Source organism: Desulfovermiculus halophilus DSM 18834 (genome assembly GCF_000620765.1).
Lineage (GTDB): Bacteria > Desulfobacterota > Desulfovibrionia > Desulfovibrionales > Desulfothermaceae > Desulfovermiculus > Desulfovermiculus halophilus.
The window spans coordinates 15,040-34,047 of the sequence record NZ_JIAK01000021.1 but is presented as its reverse complement, the minus strand read 5'-3'; the positions used below and the strand labels follow the sequence as shown (position 1 = coordinate 34,047).

14 protein-coding genes and 1 pseudogene are annotated in these 19,008 nt (G+C 59.2%); 5 read left to right on the top strand and 10 right to left on the bottom strand.

Going from position 1 to position 19,008, the window contains the following annotated elements; translation table 11 throughout:
- Positions 1 to 27: 27 nt before the first annotated feature.
- Positions 28 to 597 carry a manganese efflux pump MntP gene (locus N902_RS0110625; RefSeq protein WP_027370919.1) on the bottom strand — a complete coding sequence of 190 codons (570 nt, stop codon included), beginning with the start codon at positions 595 to 597 and terminating at the stop codon, positions 28 to 30.
- A gap of 413 nt (positions 598 to 1,010) precedes the next feature.
- Between N902_RS0110625 and N902_RS0110615 the strand changes: the two genes are divergently transcribed.
- From N902_RS0110615 to N902_RS0110605, 3 genes are all read left to right on the top strand, one after another.
- Positions 1,011 to 3,746 carry a PD-(D/E)XK nuclease family protein gene (locus N902_RS0110615; protein WP_161635174.1) on the top strand — a complete coding sequence of 912 codons (2,736 nt, stop codon included), beginning with the start codon at positions 1,011 to 1,013 and terminating at the stop codon, positions 3,744 to 3,746.
- Between the two features lie 8 nt (positions 3,747 to 3,754).
- Positions 3,755 to 7,162: a UvrD-helicase domain-containing protein gene (locus N902_RS0110610; RefSeq protein WP_034622531.1), complete on the top strand. Its 3,408-nt coding sequence runs from the start codon at positions 3,755 to 3,757 to the stop codon at positions 7,160 to 7,162.
- Positions 7,163 to 7,321: 159 nt separating this feature from the next.
- Positions 7,322 to 7,780: a hypothetical protein gene (locus tag N902_RS0110605; RefSeq protein ID WP_027370916.1), complete on the top strand. Its 459-nt coding sequence runs from the start codon at positions 7,322 to 7,324 to the stop codon at positions 7,778 to 7,780.
- Positions 7,781 to 8,241: 461 nt separating this feature from the next.
- Here N902_RS0110605 and lpdA read toward each other — a convergent pair whose 3' ends face one another.
- The 7 genes and pseudogenes from lpdA to N902_RS0110565 all read right to left on the bottom strand — a co-directional run bounded on the left by lpdA (position 8,242) and on the right by N902_RS0110565 (position 15,514).
- A complete protein-coding gene (gene lpdA / locus N902_RS0110600) occupies positions 8,242 to 9,654 on the bottom strand; it encodes a dihydrolipoyl dehydrogenase (protein ID WP_027370915.1) in 1,413 nt (470 codons plus the stop codon).
- Positions 9,655 to 9,963: 309 nt separating this feature from the next.
- On the bottom strand, positions 9,964 to 10,815 hold the full coding sequence (gene lipA, locus N902_RS0110595) for a lipoyl synthase (protein ID WP_027370914.1): 852 nt from the start codon (positions 10,813 to 10,815) through the stop codon (positions 9,964 to 9,966).
- A gap of 207 nt (positions 10,816 to 11,022) precedes the next feature.
- Positions 11,023 to 11,862, bottom strand: coding sequence for a thioredoxin domain-containing protein (locus N902_RS0110585; protein ID WP_027370913.1), 840 nt, complete (start codon positions 11,860 to 11,862; stop codon positions 11,023 to 11,025).
- Positions 11,863 to 12,141: 279 nt separating this feature from the next.
- Positions 12,142 to 12,552: a glycine cleavage system protein GcvH gene (gene gcvH / locus N902_RS0110580; protein WP_051564512.1), complete on the bottom strand. Its 411-nt coding sequence runs from the start codon at positions 12,550 to 12,552 to the stop codon at positions 12,142 to 12,144.
- A gap of 20 nt (positions 12,553 to 12,572) precedes the next feature.
- Positions 12,573 to 13,295 (bottom strand): annotated as a pseudogene (locus tag N902_RS17450) (aryl-sulfate sulfotransferase); the annotation flags it as partial.
- Positions 13,296 to 13,307: 12 nt separating this feature from the next.
- Positions 13,308 to 14,549: an SLC13 family permease gene (locus N902_RS0110570; protein WP_027370911.1), complete on the bottom strand. Its 1,242-nt coding sequence runs from the start codon at positions 14,547 to 14,549 to the stop codon at positions 13,308 to 13,310.
- A 53-nt stretch (positions 14,550 to 14,602) separates the two neighbouring features.
- Positions 14,603 to 15,514, bottom strand: a complete 912-nt coding sequence (locus tag N902_RS0110565; protein WP_027370910.1) for a transporter — start codon at positions 15,512 to 15,514, stop codon at positions 14,603 to 14,605.
- Between the two features lie 465 nt (positions 15,515 to 15,979).
- Between N902_RS0110565 and N902_RS0110560 the strand changes: the two genes are divergently transcribed.
- Together N902_RS0110560 and arfB are read left to right on the top strand one after the other, a co-directional pair.
- Complete coding sequence (locus N902_RS0110560; RefSeq protein WP_027370909.1) at positions 15,980 to 16,669, top strand: Crp/Fnr family transcriptional regulator; 690 nt, start codon at positions 15,980 to 15,982, stop codon at positions 16,667 to 16,669.
- Between the two features lie 2 nt (positions 16,670 to 16,671).
- Positions 16,672 to 17,106 carry an alternative ribosome rescue aminoacyl-tRNA hydrolase ArfB gene (gene arfB / locus N902_RS0110555; RefSeq protein ID WP_027370908.1) on the top strand — a complete coding sequence of 145 codons (435 nt, stop codon included), beginning with the start codon at positions 16,672 to 16,674 and terminating at the stop codon, positions 17,104 to 17,106.
- A 391-nt stretch (positions 17,107 to 17,497) separates the two neighbouring features.
- Here the strand turns inward: arfB and N902_RS0110550 are convergent, their stop codons facing one another.
- Together N902_RS0110550 and N902_RS0110545 are read right to left on the bottom strand one after the other, a co-directional pair.
- The gene (locus N902_RS0110550) at positions 17,498 to 18,061 is read right to left on the bottom strand and encodes an LA_2272 family surface repeat-containing protein (protein WP_208596312.1); all 564 of its coding nucleotides are present in this window, start codon (positions 18,059 to 18,061) and stop codon (positions 17,498 to 17,500) included.
- A gap of 76 nt (positions 18,062 to 18,137) precedes the next feature.
- Entirely contained in the window at positions 18,138 to 18,998 is an 861-nt protein-coding gene (locus N902_RS0110545) for a glycine betaine ABC transporter substrate-binding protein (RefSeq protein WP_027370906.1), read from the bottom strand.
- Positions 18,999 to 19,008: the final 10 nt, after the last annotated feature.

Sequence of the window (19,008 nt, the reverse complement as noted above, 5' to 3'; positions counted from 1 at the left end):
TATTATTTACTCTTATATGCAAATTATTTAAGTGAATACTCCATGCACAATGAGAACATTTACCCCAATAATAATAAGAACAACCCCGCCTATAAGCTCTGCGAATATCTCTAGCCTCATAATTTGCAACGTTTTAGATCCTAAATACAAACCAAGAAATGTCATTCCGGCTGCAACTATTCCTATAATCACAATAGGAAGCCAAATGGAAATGCCCAGCACTGAGAAAGAAAACCCCGCTGCCATGGCATCAATGCTGGTGGCCACAGACAGGGCTATCAGCGAAAGCCCCTTGGTCGGGTCCTTTTGGGACCTCGGCTCCTCCGGTTCAAAGGCCTCCTTTATCATCTTCAGCCCAATGCAGACCAGGAGCCCAAACGCTATCCAGTGATCAAAGGCCGATATGTGCTCCCGGACCGTGCTTCCGGCCATCCAGCCCACAACCGGCATCCCGGCCTGAAACAGCCCGAAATGCCATGCCAGACGGAATCCCTGCCGAAACCCGATGTTTCCGGCCTTGGCCCCGACCCCCAGAGACACGGCAAAGGCGTCCATTGCCAGGGCCAGGGCCAGGGTGAGTATTTCCAGAGTTCCCATGTCAGATGCGCCTGCAAAAACATATGTTTTTGCAGGCAGTGTTAAGTTTCAAGTTGAAAGTTTTAAGTGAAATCAAATAGTTGTAAATTTTAACTTGTGCGTTTAACCCCAGTCTTCGACTTTTTGCAGTTGAGTCATGTCAGCGACCAAAGAAAACTAAGGGGTGATCTTGCCTGTGGGGTTTCAAATCCGCCTATCAACCTTGACTCTTCGACACGGGAAGTGGAATTTACCACATAAGAGTTCGCAAACTCAAAAAATCCCCAGGCTACGTCGAAGAACCTCAAGATTCATGCCCTGGCCCAAGGGGCAAAGAGCGTATCACTGTACGCAACACGGCCATGGCGGGCAAGAGAGGTCATGGCCGCCCCGGCACACCCATTTCCAGGAGAAAGCCGGGCCGCAAGGGTTCCTTGAAATCAGCGGGTCCCAGGGTGTACACTCCGGTCATGCACGACTTCGTCCCCATCCCGGAAACCGAGCTCTTGCCCGCCCTAGCCCGGGGAGCCACCCTGATCACCGTCAATCGCAGGCTGAGCCGAAGCATCCTGCACCGCTATCACTCCCGGACCCAGAACCAGGGGGAGACGGTGTGGGAAACCCCGGATGTCCTGCCCTGGAACGCCTGGCTCACCCGTTGCCTCCACCGGGCCACCTACCTGCATCCGGACGGGGAGCATCCCCTGCCCCTGAGCCAGGACCAGGAACTGGCCCTGTGGGAAACCGTCATCCGGGGTTCACAACAGGCCAAAGGGCTTTTGCATCTGAGCCATACCGCCGGTCAAGTTGCCCAGGCCTGGGTTTTATATCAGCACTGGGACATGGAGAAGCATGACGACCCTCTGCTCTGGACCTCCCCGGATCACGAGGCCTTCCTGGAGTGGAGCCGGGCATTCCGCACCCAGGTGGACACCCGGGGATGGCTGGAAGCTGCCAGACAGCCGGCGCACGTAGCCCAGCTCCTGGACTCCGGCATCCTCCCCGCTCCGCAGAGCATAATCCTGGCTGGATTTGAGCAGGTCAGCCCCATCCAGAAACATCTGGCTGCGGTCCTCCAGGACCAGGCCTGTGCCCTGTATCAACTCCAATTCAGTTCCCGGGAATCCGAAATTTCCGCCTTCTCCCTGCCCGACCGCAGACAGGAGATTCAATCCGCCGCGAACTGGGCCCGCTCACACCTCCTGACCGATCCGGCGCAGAGGATAGGCATCATTGTTCCCGACCTTTCCCAGATCAGAGACCGGGTAGAGCTCAGCTTCGATGCCGTCCTCCATCCGGACGCCGCAGTCGATCCAGCCCCGCCCCGGCAGCGGAGCTACGATCTCTCTCTCGGCCGGCCGCTCAGCGCCTATCCCTTGGTCCAGGCCGCCCTGAATATCCTGAACCTGACCCGGGATCCTCTGCCCTTGAGCACAGCAAGCGCCGTCCTCACCTCCTCCTTCATCTCAGGGGGAGCTGCAGAGACCGGACTGCGGGCGGAATATGAAGCCGCACTGCGCAGCATGGGTGAGACAGAGGTCCGCTGGTCCCCCTTTCTGAGGCAGGCCAGAGAACCGCAAATGCGCGGGCTCACCCCCTGTCCCCTCCTGGCCCGGGCCCTGGAGAGCTTTCAGGAAACATGGCGCGAGCTGCCCGCATCCCAGCCCCCGAGTGCCTGGGCCCAGGACATTGACCGCCTTGTGCACAGCATGGGCTGGCCCGGGGAGCAGAGCCTGGACAGCCGGGAGTACCAGACGGTTCAGGCCTTTCATTCCTGCCTCCGGCGCCTGGCCGGGCTGGATCCGGTCCTGCCCCGCATCTCCCTGAATCAGGCCATTGCCCGCCTGGAGCACATTGCAAGCCAGACAGTCTTCCAGCCCGAAGGTCCGGAAGCCAGGGTTCGAATTATGGGCATTTTGGAGGCGGTCGGCGAACACTTCGACCACCTGTGGATCATGGGGCTGACCGACCAGATCTGGCCTCCGGCTCCGGAACCGAATCCTTTTCTGCCCGCCTCTGTGCAGCGGGATCTCGGTATGCCCCGATCCAGCCCGGAGCGCGAGCTGGACTACGCCCGCAACGTCCTGGACCGCCTGACCCACAGCTCACCGGACGTGGTTCTGAGCTGCCCCGAGCGCGAAGAAGACCGGGAGCTTCTGCCCAGCCCCCTGCTGCGGGACCTGCCCGTGCGGCTCGAGCATTGCGAGCCGGAGACGCTGTGCAGTCCCTGGGAGGACCGGGACCAGACCCTTCTTGTGGAGACATTCAGCGACGAATCCGGACCGCCCCTGCCCCCTCCATACCGGGCACCCGGCGGATCCGGCCTCCTGCGCTCCCAGGCCGCCTGCCCCTTCCAGGGATTTGCCCGCCACCGCCTGCAGGCCGAGGCTCTGGACCAGCCAACCCCGGGGCTTGGACCGGTGGAACGGGGCAGCATTGTCCATCTCGCCCTGGAAAAGCTCTGGGCCCAATGCCCGGATCAAGCCTTTCTGCTGACCCTGGACCAGAATGCCTGCACAGAGCTGATTGGTTCAGCCGTTGACCGGGCGGTACGCGAAATGCGCGGCAAACGGCCCCTGAGCCTAAGCAAGGAATATGCCGTTCTGGAACGCAGGCGGCTTATGGATCTGCTTGCCGAATGGCTGGACCTGGAACGCAGGCGCAGTCCGTTTCAGGTCCACTCCCTGGAGAAGCGCCTGGATGTTTCCATCGGCGGCCTGCAGCTGAATGTGGCGGCCGACCGCATCGACCGTTTGGATAACGGCAAGCTGGTGGTCATCGACTACAAGACCGGCCGGCACACCATGAGCGAATGGTTTCAGGACCGGCCGGTGGAGCCCCAGGTGCCCCTGTACAGCCTGTTTTGTCCTGATCCCGTTGCCGGAGTCTATTTCGGGGTTGTGCGCAAGGGCGAATCCTGCTTTGTAGGGCTGGGGGAAGAAGCGGATATTGTCCCCGGATGCAAAGCCTTTGACCAGCATGCCTCCCTTCGGGAGTTCACTTCCTGGACCGGGCTCCTCGACCACTGGAAGACCCGGCTGGAGGATCTGGCCGCAGAAGTACTGCGCGGACACGCCCGGGCAGAACCAAGCACCCGGCAGACCTGCACCCGGTGCGATCTGCACCCCTTGTGCCGAATCTTTGACCTGCACGAAACCCCCAACAGGTAAGCTGCATCATGCCCTCAGAGACAGCGGACGCCGCACAGCGAACCGCGGCCCTGGACCCCCGGCGGTCCTTCATCGTCCAGGCCCCGGCCGGATCGGGCAAGACCGAGCTCTTGACCCAGCGCACCCTGGCCCTTCTGGCCACGGTGAAGACCCCGGAAGAGGTCATTGCCATCACTTTCACCCGCAAAGCGGCCGCAGAGATGCGGGCCCGCATCACCACCGCCCTGCACCGGGCGGCTGCCGGGGAGCAGCCCCAGGCTGACCACGAGCGGACCACCCTGGATCTGGCCGCCCAGGTTTTGGCCCAAAGCGACGTCCTTGGCTGGGAGCTGCCCTCTTTTCCGGCCCGGCTGCGGATTCAGACCATCGACTCCCTGTGCGCCGGGCTGGTTTCCCGCATGCCTGTCCTGTCCAGACTGGGCGGCCAAAGCAGAATCAGCGACATCCCGGACCAGCTCTACCTGCAGGCGGCCCGGGCCACAGTGGCTGAGCTCAACGGCCAATCGCCCTGGGCTCCTGCTGTGCGCACCCTTTTGGCTCACCTGGACAACGATGTGCACAAGACCGCCCGCCTGATCTCCGAGATGCTCCCCCAGCGGGAACAGTGGCTGCGTCACCTGGCCGACCCTGAAGACAGACGGGTGCAGCGGCCCCATCTGGAATCCGCCCTGGACCGGGCAGTTCAGCAGTCCCTGGCCGCGGTCCTTTCAGCCCTTCCCCCCCAGGCCGAAAAAAGCCTTCCCCGCCTGGTTCGCTTTGCCCTCCCCCGCCTTCCTGACCCGGACAGGCTGCCCGGACTTGCCCTGTGCGCCGGCCTGGAGTCTCTTCCGGAAGCAGACAGCAGCAACCTTCCCCTGTGGCAAGGGCTGGCCCGGTTCTGCCTGACCGGAAGCGGATCCATCCGCAGGCAGGCGAACAAGAACCTGGGCTTTCCCCCTCCCAGCGGGAGCAAAGATCCGCAAGCCAAGGCCCTGCTCCAGGAGATGAAGGACGAGTTTTCCGCCTGCATGCAGGCCCTGGCTGCCAAGCCGGGCATGGAAGCCAGGCTGGCCGAGGTCCTCACCTTGCCCCCTCCGGAGTATACCCCGGAGCAGTGGGCGGTGCTGGAAGCCCTGTTCGATGTCCTGCGTCTGGCCGTGGCCCATCTGCATCTTGTTTTTCAGGACCACGGGGAGGTGGACTTTGCCGAAATAACCTCCCGGGCCAGACAGGCCCTCGGCTCACCCCAGGAGCCCACCGACCTGGCCCTGAGCCTGGACAACCGCATCCAGCATCTGCTCATAGACGAATTTCAGGACACCAGCATCTCCCAGGTTCGCCTGCTCCACTCCCTGACCGCTGGGTGGACTCCGGGGGACGGGAGAACCTTTTTTGCCGTGGGCGACCCCATGCAGTCCATCTACGGCTTCCGGGAGGCCGAGGTCGGCCTCTTTCTCCAGGCCAGGCAGCAGGGCCTGGGCGACATCCCCCTTACTCCCCTGACCCTGTCCGTGAATTTTCGCTCCCGGTCCGGGATTGTGGACTGGGTGAACCAGGCCTTTCCCCATGTCCTGCCCCAAACCGAAGATCCCCTGACCGGAAGCGTGCCCTACTCCCCCTCCCAGGCATTTCTGCCCCCGGAAGACACCCCGGCCGTGCACATCCATCCATTTTTCGATGCCGGGTATGGGCCTGAGGCGGAAACCGTCCTGTCCCTGGTCCAGGAGTCCAGACAAAAAGCGCCGGAGGAAACCACGGCCATCCTGGTTCGCAGCCGGCCCCATCTGCAGGCCATCATTCCGGCCTTGAACCGGGCCGGACTCTCCTATCAGGCCCAGGACATCGATCCCTTGAGCCAGCGACCGGTGATTGCGGATCTCTGCGCCCTGACCAAGGCCCTGCGCCACCCCGGACACAACCTGGCCTGGCTGGCCGTACTCCGGGCCCCGTGGTGCGGACTGGAGCTTGCCGACCTGGCTCTGCTCAGCCCTGCCCAGGGCAGGAAAGCCGTCTACGCCGGCCTGCAGGACCAGGAGACAGTCTCCAGGCTCAGTCAAGGAGCCCAAATCCGCCTGCACCGGGTCCTGCCTATCCTGCGTCAGGCGGTCCTTCACCGGGACCGGACCGGCATCCGGCGGCAGGTGGAAGCCTGCTGGCAGGCCCTTGGCGGCCCGGACTGCATGCGTTTTGCCCGGGACAGCCAGGACGCGGAGACCTTCTTCACCCTTCTGCAGGAGCGTTTTGATCCTGCTCCGCACACAGTGATCGATGAACTGGATGCGGCCGTGGACAAGCTCTTCTCCCCGGCTGACCCCAAAGCCGACCCCGGCCTGCAGGTCATGACCGTGCACAAGGCCAAGGGCCTGGAGTTCGATACCGTCATTGTGCCCGGCTTGGGGCGTGCCCCCCGGCCGGACGAGCAGCAGCTCCTGGCCTGGCTGGAGCGCGCCGGGCCGGGCGCTGAAAGTGATCTTCTCCTGGCTCCCAGAACCGGGACCGGAGAGGAGAAAGATCCCATTTATGCCTATATCCAGCATCTGATCCAGAACAAGGGCAGACACGAAGACGGACGCCTGTTGTACGTGGCTGCCACCAGGGCCAAAAAGCGGCTTCACCTGCTCGGGCATACAACAATAGGCGAAAAAGGACTCCGCCCCCCGTCCTCCGGCTCTCTGCTGGCGGCTCTGTGGCCGGCGGTCCGGGAAGAGTTTGCAGAGGTCGCGCAGAGGATCTCGGAAAACGGTTCTGATCATGCCGGACGGTCAGAGCCGGAGGCAGCCGGTTCGCCCCAGATCCTGCACAGACTGACCCGGGAATGGGAACCGCCCGGGTTTCCTCCAGGCCTGAGCCCGAAATCCATCCCGGAGAAAGAACCGGCAACCGAGGACATTGTCTTTGACTGGGCCGGGGAGACGGTTCGTTGCGTGGGCACCTGCGTGCATGGATGGCTGGTGATGCTGGCCGCCCAAGGCCTGCAGAGATGGAATCAGGACCGAATACGCGCTCTGCGTCCGGTCTTTGCCCGTCAGTTGGCCGAACTGGGGGTCAGGGAGCCGGACATTCATAGCGGAACAGATCTGGTCCAGAGCGCCCTGGAAAATACCATACGCGATGCAGTCGGGCGCTGGATTGTTTCCGCACACCAGGAGGCCAGAAACGAGTACGCCGTAAGCGGCATGGACCAGGACCGGGTTATCTCCGTGGTCATGGACCGGACCTTTGTGGATGAACAGGACGTGCGCTGGATCATCGACTACAAGACCAGCCGGCACGAGGGGACGGATGTCGACGGTTTTCTTGACCGGGAGAGAGCCCGCTACCAGTCCAGCTTGGAGACCTATGCCCGGTTGCTGCAGGCTGCAGAGCACAGACAGATCAAGCTCGGTCTCTACTTTCCCCTGCTCTCGGGATGGCGGGAGTGGACATTTTGGCCTTGATCCTGCATAAAGTATCCAAGGTGCGGATTGCAGCCGGGCCATGGGGCTGTTGTGCGTAATCCGGTGCACTCCGGCCCGTATACAAAACCACGCTCAAGACGTATAGTGTGTCCACAATCCAGACTTGCTGGATTGTCACCTTTAAACCAGGAGGCGGATATGATCCGAAGGTATGTACTTATGGCAGTCATTTTGTTTGCAAGTCTTTGCATCTTTGCCTGTGGCCAGGACAGCGAAGAAACCGCGCAAGACACGAGTGTTCAAGAGAAAAGCGCTGAAGCCGTTGAAGAGAGCAAGGAGGCGGCCAAGGCTGTTTCCGACGCCGCCCAGGAGGCTGGAAGCCAATTTTTGCAAAATGCACAACAACAGTACGATGATCTGGAGTCCCAGATCCAGGACCTGTCCGATAGGGCTCAAAACGCCACGCAGACCCAGGTTCAGGCCGGGTTGCAGAGCCTGCAGGAGCAGCAGGACAAGCTGAAGTCAAAGATGGAAGAGCTCAAGACAGGAGGACAGGAAATGAGCGAGCAGGGCCAGCAGGAGCTGAAGTCCATGCTCCAGTCCCTCCAGGAGCAGATAGCCGCACTCAAGGACAAGCTCGGGACCTCGGCCCAGTAATCGAGTCAAAACCGGGCGCACAGAATAGTCGGCAAACTCTTATGTCCATAATTCCATTTGGTTCTTCGATGTAGCCTGTGGATTTTTGGCGTTCGCCATCTCTTCTGTGTGCCCACTTTCGGCCCGGTATTTTCTAAGCCCCGCCAAAGGGGGGATCCCTGCCCCCTCCCGGCTACTCACGTGCAGGTCACTGCTTTCTTTTTGAGTGAGCGTATCATACACGTGAGTGCCGGGTGGCGGGACCAAGAAAATGTGCGGGCCTGCCGCTTACGGCACACAAAAAAGACGGCAAACTCTGAGGATCCAAAAAAACACTGGTGAATAATCAACCTTAATCTGTCGCTCCCTCTTCTTCGTCCCCCCTTGAGGGGGGGCTGGGGGGTGTTTCTTGCATTGCGACAGATGATGAATGACAAGACTCCCCATGGCCATCCCTGGGGAGTCTTGTCATTTCCGGCCCCCTACAGCATATGGGCGGCCTCAAAAAGCCCCTCGGCCAGGGTGGGATGGGCGTGTATGGTCCTGGCGATGTCTTTGCCGGCCGCACCAAGCCTCAGAGCCAGGGTGGGCTCGGCGATAATGTCCGAAACATGGGCTCCGGCCAGATGGGCGCCCAGGAGCTTGCCGCTGTCCGCATCCACCACCAGCTTGAACACCCCGGAGATCTCGCCCATGGCCTGGGCCTTGCCCAGCTCCCGGAACTGACTCTGGACACAACGGACGTTCCAGCCCTGCTCCGCGGCCTGTTCTTCTGTCATCCCCACGCTGGCCACCTCCGGGGAGGTGAACACGGCTGAAGGCATGACGTCGTAGGTCATAACCTCGTTTCGTCCCAAACAGTTTCTGGCCGCAACCAGCCCTTCCATGACCGCCGCATGGGCCAGCATGACCTTGCTCGGCCCCAAAACATCACCGATAGCGTAGATTCCGGGCTGCGAAGTCCGGCAGTATTCGTCGGCAATGATCCAGCCTTTGGCATCGGTCTCCACTCCTGCCTCGGCCAGGCCCAGCCCTTCGGTATTCGGCACCCGGCCCACTGAAACCAGAACCGCGTCGGCCTCAACCACCTTTTCCTTCTCCGCCGCCGCAGGGACCTGATCCAGGAACGGAGACGGGCCCAGGGTCACGGCTACTCCGCTGTCCGTGTACTCGGCCTTGACCGCGGTCCGGCACACCTCGCAGGAGATCTTCCGCTTCTTCAGCTCCCGCTGCATGAGCTTGCTTATCTCTCGGTCAATGGACGGCAGGGGCAGAATGCGGTCCAGGCCTTCGACAATGGTCACCTTGGAGCCAAAGGACTGAAAGATGCAGGCCAGCTCGCTGCCGATGACTCCGCCTCCGACCACCAGCAGGCGTTCAGGAACATGATCCAGCTCCAGGGCATCATCGCTGGAAATGATTTTCTTATGGTCCACGGGCAGGGAGGGAAGATTCAGGTTCCTGGAGCCGGTGGCGATGATCACCTTGTCTCCGGTTATCTCCTGCTCCTCGCCCTCACTGGTGTGCACCCGGACCAGGTTGGCACTGACCACCTTCGCCTTTCCATACATCAGGTTGACCTTCAGCTTGGAGCAGGTCTTTTCCAGCCCCCCGCGTAGGGTACCGGCGACCTTGTCCTTCCTGGCCACAACGGCCGGCATGTCCGCTGCCGCGCTGCATTCTCCGGACAGGCCGAACTCCTTGAGCCGATGCACGGTTTCCAGGGCCTCGGCCGAAGACTTGAAGGTCTTGGTGGGAATGCATCCCCAGTTCAGGCAGGTCCCGCCCATTTGAGCCGCCTCGATCAAGGTGACCTCCGCCCCGCCCTTGGCTGCCTCAAAGGCAGCTGTATATCCGCCCGGCCCACCGCCGATAATGGTTATTTTCTGGGTCATTTCTTTCTCCTTTATCCCCGTTGAGCTCTGTTCTTATCGTTCCCCCGCCCGGCGTAGGAACTTGATCTAACGCTCGGCGTCCTCCAGAACAGAAACCGCTGAAGCGGTCATGACGAGCTCACACGCAGAGCGTGGGAACAATAGTAGTTGCCAGTTTGGTGCATTTCATTCTGGATCAAACTGACGGCCGTCGCCAGCAGCGGGACTGACTTCTGATCTCTGATCTCTGATCTCTGATCTCTGACCTCTGATCTCTGGTCTCTGGCCTCCGACCTCTGATCTCTGACCTCTGACCTCTGTCTTCAGTCTTCAGTCCTCTGATATCGCGAACTCATCCGCATGATAGGAACTGCGGACCAGCGGGCCGGCCACGGCATGCACAAACCCCATATCATGGGCCAAATCCTGATACTTACTGAACACATCCGGATGGACGTACTCGGCCACCGGATAGTGCTCTTTCGACGGGGCCAGATACTGCCCGATGGTCAGCACATCGCAGTCCACGGAACGCAGGTCATCAAGGACTGCAATTACTTCATCCTCTGTTTCTCCCAGCCCAAGCATGAACCCGGACTTGGTGTATACCCCGGAGCTTAACGACTTGACCTCGGCAAGAAGCTGCAAGGATCGCTCGTACTTCGCCTGGGGCCGGACCTGTGGATACAGGCGGGGTACGGTCTCCACATTGTGATTGACGATATGCGGACCGGCCTGAACCACCCGGGCCAGGGCCTCTCTGTCCCCCTGGAAATCGGGGATCAAGACCTCGACTGTCACCTGCATGGGGGCAAGCGCTTCGATGACCCGGGCAAAGTGCCCCGCCCCGCCGTCGGCCAGGTCGTCCCTGGTCACCGAGGTGACCACCACATGCTTCAGCCCCAGCTCAGCCGCGGCCTCGGCCACATGCTCCGGCTCCTGCTCGTCCACAGGATCCGGGGTCCCGCCGTGTATATTGCAGAACCTGCAGTTCCGGGTGCAGTTTCGGCCCAGAATCATGAAGGTGGCCGTCTTGCGGCCGAAGCACTCCATCATGTTCGGACAGGCCGCCTCCTCGCATACGGTATTCAGAGACAGCCGCCGGAGCATGCCCTTGATCTCGGTCAGCCGGCCGGGGTCGGAAAATTTGATCTTCAGCCAATCAGGCTTACGGAGAGTCATAGCCGCCACCATTTTTTTGCATCAGTGTATGTGGGTTGTGGTTACATATTTGAAAAAACTGTCGGTCCAGTCAAGGTCCGAACATCCTATGAATACAGGCCCACCGCATTCCAGTACGGATAGGCGACAAGCATGAGATATCCGGCGCTGACCGCAATCCGCAGGCCGAGGATCTTCATCAGACTCTGCATGGATATCTTGCTTCCCTTAGCCATCCATCGCAATCTCGGCCATGACCTGATGCGGCCTGGCGGCTGTTCTGTACTTGAACATCTGGGGCTTGGCCAAAGGCTCGAGCTTTTTCAGCTCTTCATTGGTCATGGTCTTGGGATCAACGGGCTTTATGACATAGGCGTTCTTTTTGCTCCCGGTCTGCTCCGCCACCAGCTTGGCTGCCCCGGCCACTTCCTCCGGGGACACATAGTCCGCCTGCCCATCCCGGATGAAGGGCATGACCGGGGTCTGGAACTTGGATTCAGGAACTTTGGCCGCCAGGGCGATGCTGTGCTTGATGTCCTCGGGTGTGACATCCTGCCCCAGGATCTGGCCGTACATATCCGCCGGCCCCAGGACGTTGACCACCAGGGCATCGGCCAATTTCTGGTCCAAAACCTGCTGCAAGAGTTCGCTGTTTCGCCCGTCGGTATCCACCTGCAGCTTGAGATTGTTCTTTTTCAGGTAGCGCAGGACCTCCAGAAAGGCCTCGGCGTGCTGACCGTCGCCGCCGGATACATGGATGCCGTCCACCCACTGCTTGGTCAGACTGCCCACGGTAAAAAAGCCGTCCAGCTTGCTGCCGCCCAGGGCATACCCCAGAGTAGCGGTGATCCCCTGTTTGATGGCCTCCCCGTCAGTATAGATGGGAAAGGCCACTCCATGATCATCCCGGTAGATATGTTTTCGGTTGTTCCTGTAAAAGGCCTGGAACTGCTGCTTGCCCTCAGCCTTCATGTCGTATTCCTCAAACAAGATGCCCTGACTGGACAGAAAGTTCTTCAAGATCTTGCACCGGGCACAGCCGGTTGCTGAATAGACCTGATTGCTCATTGTGCTCCTCCTTTTTCTGGTTCTTCGACGTAGCCTGTGGATTTTTGGAGTTTGCCATCTCTTCTGTATGCTATTCCACTTCCTGTGTCGAAGAGCCCTATTTCTTATAGTTCCCACGCTCTGCGTGGGAATCAGACCGGACCCTCCGCGTCCATAATCAAACCGCGGGTGCGGCCCGATATTGTCCGAACTTAGTCCCCCCTTGAGGGGGGAATCCAAGGGGGGTGTTTCTTCTTCTAGAACTCCCACGCAGAGCGTGGGAGTTCTCATGACACAGCACTATGCATCCTTGACCATCTGCTTATACTCTCCGGCGGACATCAGGGACTGGACCTGAGCCGTATCCTGTGCCTTCACCCGGACCATCCATCCCTGCTCATAGGGATCCTGGTTTACAATTGTCGGATCGTCTTCCAGCTGTTCATTGGCGGCGACCACCTCTCCAGCCACCGGCATATACAGAGGGGAGGCCACTTTGGCCGATTCGGCCAACCCGAACTCCTCGCCCTGATCAAAGGTGCTGCCGGCCTCCGGCAGATCGATGAAGATGATCTCCCCCAGGCTGTCCTGGGCGAAATCGCTGATCCCGACCAGCACGGTATCCCCGTCTATCTTGGCCCAGGTGTGTTCGCTGTGATATCCTCTGTCGTCCAAGAAAATAAGGTCGTCAAACGTCTTCTGGTCTCCCACTGCGAATCCTCCGCTTCATTTTATTCCACGATCTCGTCGTCTTCAGCCACGCACAAGGCGCCATCGGCCTGAAAGGGCTTGGTGCCCGGAACCTCCACCGCGTCCTCGCATCCAGGGCCGGCGGCATTGGGCACCCTGAACTGGGTCACATCCAGCCTTTCCACAGCAGCCTCCGCAGGCTTGTCCAGCTGCGGAACCCAGTCATAGGGAACCCTGTAGGCCCGGTAGACCATGTTCATCTTCAAGGCACCCCCCCAGTGCGGGCTGATGTATTCCCAAACGATCTCATGATCCGGAGTGACCTCGATCAGCCGTCCGCCTGAGCCTTCTGTGATCAGGGTATTCCCGTTGGGCAGGCGCTGCTGGCCGCTGATGAACGGGCTGTAGAACCTGTTCGCGTCATGGGGCATGACCAGACCGGCTTCTTTGGGCGTGTACTGCCAGACGATATCCAAAGTGGTGGGATCGATTTCCAGGACCCGGGAGTAGTCCCGCCAGGCGTTCTTGATCCCTTTGGGGGACATGGGGTTGGGCAGCCCGTAGCCTGCCCATCCGCCGTTGTCGAACATCAGGATGTTCCCCTCTCCGGGCAGCCCCCTGGGGATCATGTGCGCGTGATGCAGACCGATGATCCAGCCCAGCTTCTTCAGCTTCTCGTTTTGGTCGTAGTACGGTCCGAGCTTCCAGACGATCTCCCCGGTTTCCTTGGAGATGATGGCGATGATGTTCGATTCCCTGGAATCCCAAGGGCATACTCATACGGCAGTATGATCTGCTCCAGTCCCTGGTTCCAGGCATAGAGGACCGGGACAACAGCCGCCTGGGTCTGCTCCACGATCCCGGCCAAAGGACCGGAAAGGGAAGCCACCGCCGCCAGCGGCGGTCATTACAAAGTTCAAGATAATTGCCATCAGCCAGGAGGCGCTCATCAGATGCATCTGACTGCCGCTCAGGTAGGGCTGCAGCATGTTGGCCACAAATTTTTCGGCCCCAAGATGATTGGAGACCGCACCGATGGCCATGCAGGACGCGACAAAGATGATCAGTCCGTAATTGACCGTCTGGGTGGAATGCTCCTTGCCCAGGCTTATGCCCGGCAGGTAGCAGACAAATGCAGCAGCCACAAAGCCCCAGCCCACGGCAATGCCGTGAAAGCTCTCCAAGGCGGCGAACAGGCAGAGGGCGATGGCCACCACGGTCAGCTTCTTCTCATTTCGGCTCAGCTTGCCCAGCTTGCGGTACTCCCCTTCGAAACATTCCCTGCACTGGACCGCGTCCACCTCGTTGGAGCGGAACATGACCTGGATGATGGCCACGGTCAGAAAGCACCAGATAAGGGTGGGCAGACCGTTGTACAGCAGGTAGTTGATCCAGGTGATCTCAAACCCGCTCTTGGCCGCCATGTCCCAGGCAATAAGGGTCTGGGCCGCAGAGGTGTAAAAGATGTAGCCCGGAGTCAGCGCAGTCATCACCCCCACGAGCATGACTGCTGTGGCTGATTTGGAATACGGCTCCAGCTCCAGGGCCCGGCAGATGCCGTAGGCAATGGCCACGAACAGCACTGTCCTGGAGGCAATGTCCGGAAGGATCAGGGCCACGATCACCCCGGAAAACATAAGGCCGTAGAGCAGGCCGTTGAAGTGTCCTCCGGCCCGCAATATGCACCAGTAGCTGATGCGCTTTAAAAGCCCCACTTCTTCGAAGATATTGGTCAATATCATCCCGGCCAGCAGCATCCAGGGGATATAATGTCCCCAGGAGGCAAACGCTATGTGCGCGGGCGCGATGCCGATGACAATATAGAAGATGGGCAGCATCAGGGCCGGGATCACAAAGGGCATCAGCTCCATGGCCCACAGGAGGATGACGAACAGGGTGCTGATGAAGAAGTTGCGTATTTCCGGGGTAAACGATTCATCCACCGGGATAAGCAGCAAAAGCAGGGGTGCAATGATGCTTGCCGCCCACTTTATTGTCGTCTGTGTATTTTTTGACATCGAGGCATTCCCCTTGTTTCTTCTGTGAAGAATGTACGCCGGTTGATCCCGATCTAGAATGACTTGATCAGCTTGGCTTCAACTCTCCATTCTTCTGTCAGGGACTCGCGTTCACATTCCCGATAGGCAGCCCCCAGCACGGCCCCGCCAAAAATGAGCCCGTACTCCTTCCACTTGGTGTTGAACTTCGGTCCGATATACAGGGCTTTCTGGTCATTGCCCTGATCGGTGCCGTCGATGTCGTCCTCCTGGGTCCACTCAAAGTTGCACTCCAGACCCAGATCCAGCCTGTTGGTCACTGCATAGGCGTAATGGCCGTTGACCCTGGTCCTGTCCCCCTTGGTCAGGTCATCGTCTCCCTCAGTGAACATCACGTAGCTCATATCCGCTTCCAAGCGGTGCCGCCCGGACAGATAGGTCACCCCTCCACCGATGAGCCCGCCCCAGGCCCCGGTTCCGGGATCCCTGTCCCCTGTCTCTCCTGTGGGAGCCTGAAACCCAAGGTCCCAGGACACATCCACCGGAGCCCCGTCCCTTTGAGACACGAACCTGTGCCGCAGCTGGATCAAGGTGTCTCCAATCCCTTCCACGGTAAAATCATCACGGTTCTCCAAATCCACTTCGGTATGTACATACGGAGTCGCCGTCCGCACATCCCAGTCCTCGGCAATCCCGTATCTGAACTTGATGCAGTTCAAGTGCCCCACCTTCTTTGAATCATCTCCGCTGAGACTGGATGTGTGCTCATACCATTCATCCTGATCAGCATACCTGTAGTTCAAGGCGCCGATAAACTTTCCCGCCGGAACAGTAAATCCACCTGATGCATAGTACACGCTGACTCCGGCAGCAGGCCTGGGAATACTGGAAGTACTGTCTTTCTGATCAGCGGCAAGGGCATTACTGCTCAAAGCAACAGCAATGGCTACACACAAAAGGGCTGCAGGCCATACTTTCCATATCATTATTCACTCTCCATCTTATGCTCTTTTGTATGAAAAACTGTTATGAGTTATTAGTTAATAGCTATCAGAATCTGATTGGGTAACCACTCCCAATCAGTATCGAAATCGTTTGTATGTTTCGTTAGCGCAAGCGTGCCCTTCAGGGCATGCGGGTTTGTAATCCTGGTCCTACACGATACATCTTTTTTTCAAACAACGGTATTTTTTTGATCAGGATCCCCCTTCTGTGCCGGTTATGCATTGCTCTTAAGATCGGACGCCCGTGACCTGCAAACTGATCAGCATGCCTTGTTCATTTTTTCACAGCCTATGACAGCCCGAAACGAAAAACATTAGCACCAGCTATAAAATTGAAAAAAATTTGTGAAATGTTTATCATAAGACCTCGAGCAGCAAGGAGAGCAGTGTACGGCAGGGTAAAGGCGGGACGTGCCGGCCCGGAACGCAATGAGGCCACGTTCGCAAATGCACAATGCCAGCAGATCCTGCGGACCGCCGATTATCCGGCATCAGGGGGCAAACCGGGTCTGGAGGGAAGTCCTTCACCTGGGGACCCGGTGCACATTTCCGGCGGGTCACGTCCAGCCCGGCATTCCGGGTGAGGGATTGTATTTTTTGACCCAGGGAACCGTGCGCCTGGCCTATACCTCCCTGGACGGACAGGAGCGGGTTGTGCTCATTATCGGGCAGGACAGCCTGTTCAACGAAATCCCGTCCCTGAAATCACAAGTGACCCCCGGGGTGGGGTTTCAGTGCATTGAGCCGGTGGAGGCCTGGCGCTTCCCGGTCTCTTTGCTCACCGATCAGGAGTTTATTTCCGCTTATCCTCATTTGATCAGCAACCTCCTGCAGTCCATGGCCATAAAGTCAACATCCCTGTTTTCCCATGCCACTGAAGGAATACTCTGCAGTACTCCCAGGAGGCTTTGCCAGGTCCTGCTCTCCATGGCTCAGAACAGGCAGCATTTCGGGCTGAGCCAGACCGATGTGGCCAATATGCTCGGGGTGCATCAGACCACAATAGCCCGCTCCGTGCGCACTTTGCGCAAACAGGGGATCATAGGCAGATTCACCAAGAAAGAGTTGCAGATCCTTGATCAGGAGCGGCTGGCAGCTATTGCCGAGGGCAGGCTGGAGCTCGGTGAAGAGGGGTGAGTATGCAATCCGGCGCGCTGCACATCGCCCCGAACCTCACCCTGCCCCTGTCTGAGCTGGAAATGAGCGCGGTGCGCTCCAGCGGACCAGGAGGGCAGAATGTGAATGCGGTGGCTACCGCTGTGCAGTTGCGGCTGAATGTGCAGAACTCTTCCCTCCCGGAGGAAATCAAGGAGGCTCTGCTGCGGGTGGGAGGGAAGAAGATAACCAAGGAAGGGGTACTGGTGATCAAGGCCCAGACCGCCAGGACCCAGGAAGGCAACCGGCGGGAGGCCCTGCGCCGGCTCACGGAACTTATCCGCCGGGCTGCGGACAGGCCCAGGCCCCGCCGTCCGACCCGGCCTCCAAAAGCGGCCAATAAGCGCCGATTGGAGCACAAGAAGCACCGCCGGCGGATCAAGGCCCTGCGGGGGCGGATTGACCGGGATGAGGACTAAGGGCGCCCCTGCGGCCAGGCCGGCAGCTCAATCTCTCAGCAGGCTGAAAGAACGAGCTGCCGGCCTGGAACCTCAACCCCGCAATCTTTTTGGCTCTTCGACACAGAAAGTGGAATTGCATACATAAGAGTTTGCCGTCTCTTCTATGTGCCGTAAGCGGCAGGCCCGCACATTTTCTTGGTCCCGCCACCCGGCACTCACGTGTATGATAAGCTCACTCAAACAGAAAGTAATGAACTGCACGTGAGTAGCCGGGAGGGGGCAGGGATCCCCCTTTGGCGGGGCTTAGAAAATACCGGGCCGAAAGTGGGCTCACAGAAGAGATGGCAAACTCCCAAAATCCACAGGCTACGTCGAAGAACCATCTTTTTGTACAGAGCCGGACCCGGGTCTAGAACCGCCAGTTGACAAAGACCATGCCCGGAGCCACAGCATTGGGAAATTCCTTAAACCATCTGTTTTCGCTGATTATATTCCCCAGCCCGAGCTGCAGGCCGGAATCAGCGGTCTCTGCAAAGTTGATCAGTCCAAGCTGAACCCCTTTGAAGTTGCGGGCATAATTGACGAATCCGGTCTGCACGCCCTTAAGCCGCTGGTCTGTGTAGTTGATCGCTCCGCTCTGCCAGCCCAGAAAGTCCTGTTTTGTATAGTTGACGAAGGCCCAGTGCACGCCTTTGTAGCTGTCCGCATAGTTGGCCAGCAGACTCCAGCTGAAGCCCGAGCTTTGCCCAGTGCTCCCGCTGACAATTCCCAGGGAAAGGGCCTTCTGGGGGTTTTCGCCCCAAATCTGCAGGCTCAGCCCCTCGATCATCGTACCCCGGTCATGGACGGCGATGTCCGGGGTCAAGCTGGCCTGAAAGGCCCTGGTCTCGGCTGAGGCTGTTGAAGCAAGACCCAGCACCGCCATGAGTACAACCAGCACCGCACAAGCGCATCCTTTCTGAAATCCTGACATACGCACTTCCTCCTGTGGTTTGTTTGATCAGAGCTTCTTCCCTCACAGCCTAGCTACTGAAGAATCTATCAGCAGATCACTTTGGAATCCAGGCCCGAACCCGCGTTGGATTCTCTTCCACCCAGCCGGCGGCACTTGCATACGGATCCCCGCTTTCCTGGATCATCTGCATAACCCGGTGAATATCGTCCGGACTCCAGCTGAATCTATCCAGGAAGCGGTAGACCCTGGGCATATCCTTGAGCAGCCCCCTTCTGACCACGGAATGAATGGCCTCCGGTCCTCCATAGACCGCTCTGGGATCCCGCAGATACTTCAGATCCCACCTGGCAAACTTCCAGTGGGGCGTCCAGCCGGTGACCACCACCCACTCATGGTTTGCGATTTTCTCCTCCAGGGTCCTGGTCATCGCCGCCCCGCTGCCTGAGACCAGCTCCATGCCTTCTATGCCGTATTCTGCAAGCGCCTTTCTGGTCAGCCGCATGATACCTGCGCCTGGATCGATGCCCACGATCTTCCCGCCGAATCGCAGGGCATGCTCCTGCAGTTGATCTATGGAGCTGATGCTCACATATTCCGGGACAACCAGCCCCACCCTGGTCCCCCGCAGATTGGGCCCCAGATCAAGGACATGGGAACCCACCTTGCCGTAGTAGTTCTGGTGCAGGCTGGGCAGCCAGGCACAGACAAAGCCGTCGATATCCCTGCTGGCTGTGGCCAGCCAGACCTCCTCCGCCTGCAGGGGGACCAGAATGCACCTTCGGCCCATCTCTTGCTCCAGGACAGCCTTGACCACATTGGAAGCGGCAATGGCATCGGACCATTTCACATACCCGATCCGCACTGCTTGTCCTTCTGCTGCCCCATTGTCCGTAAGGCACACCAGCATTGCAGCGCAGATCAGAATGCCGGCTAAGGTCTGCACAGTGCTTCGCATCAGCTTTCCC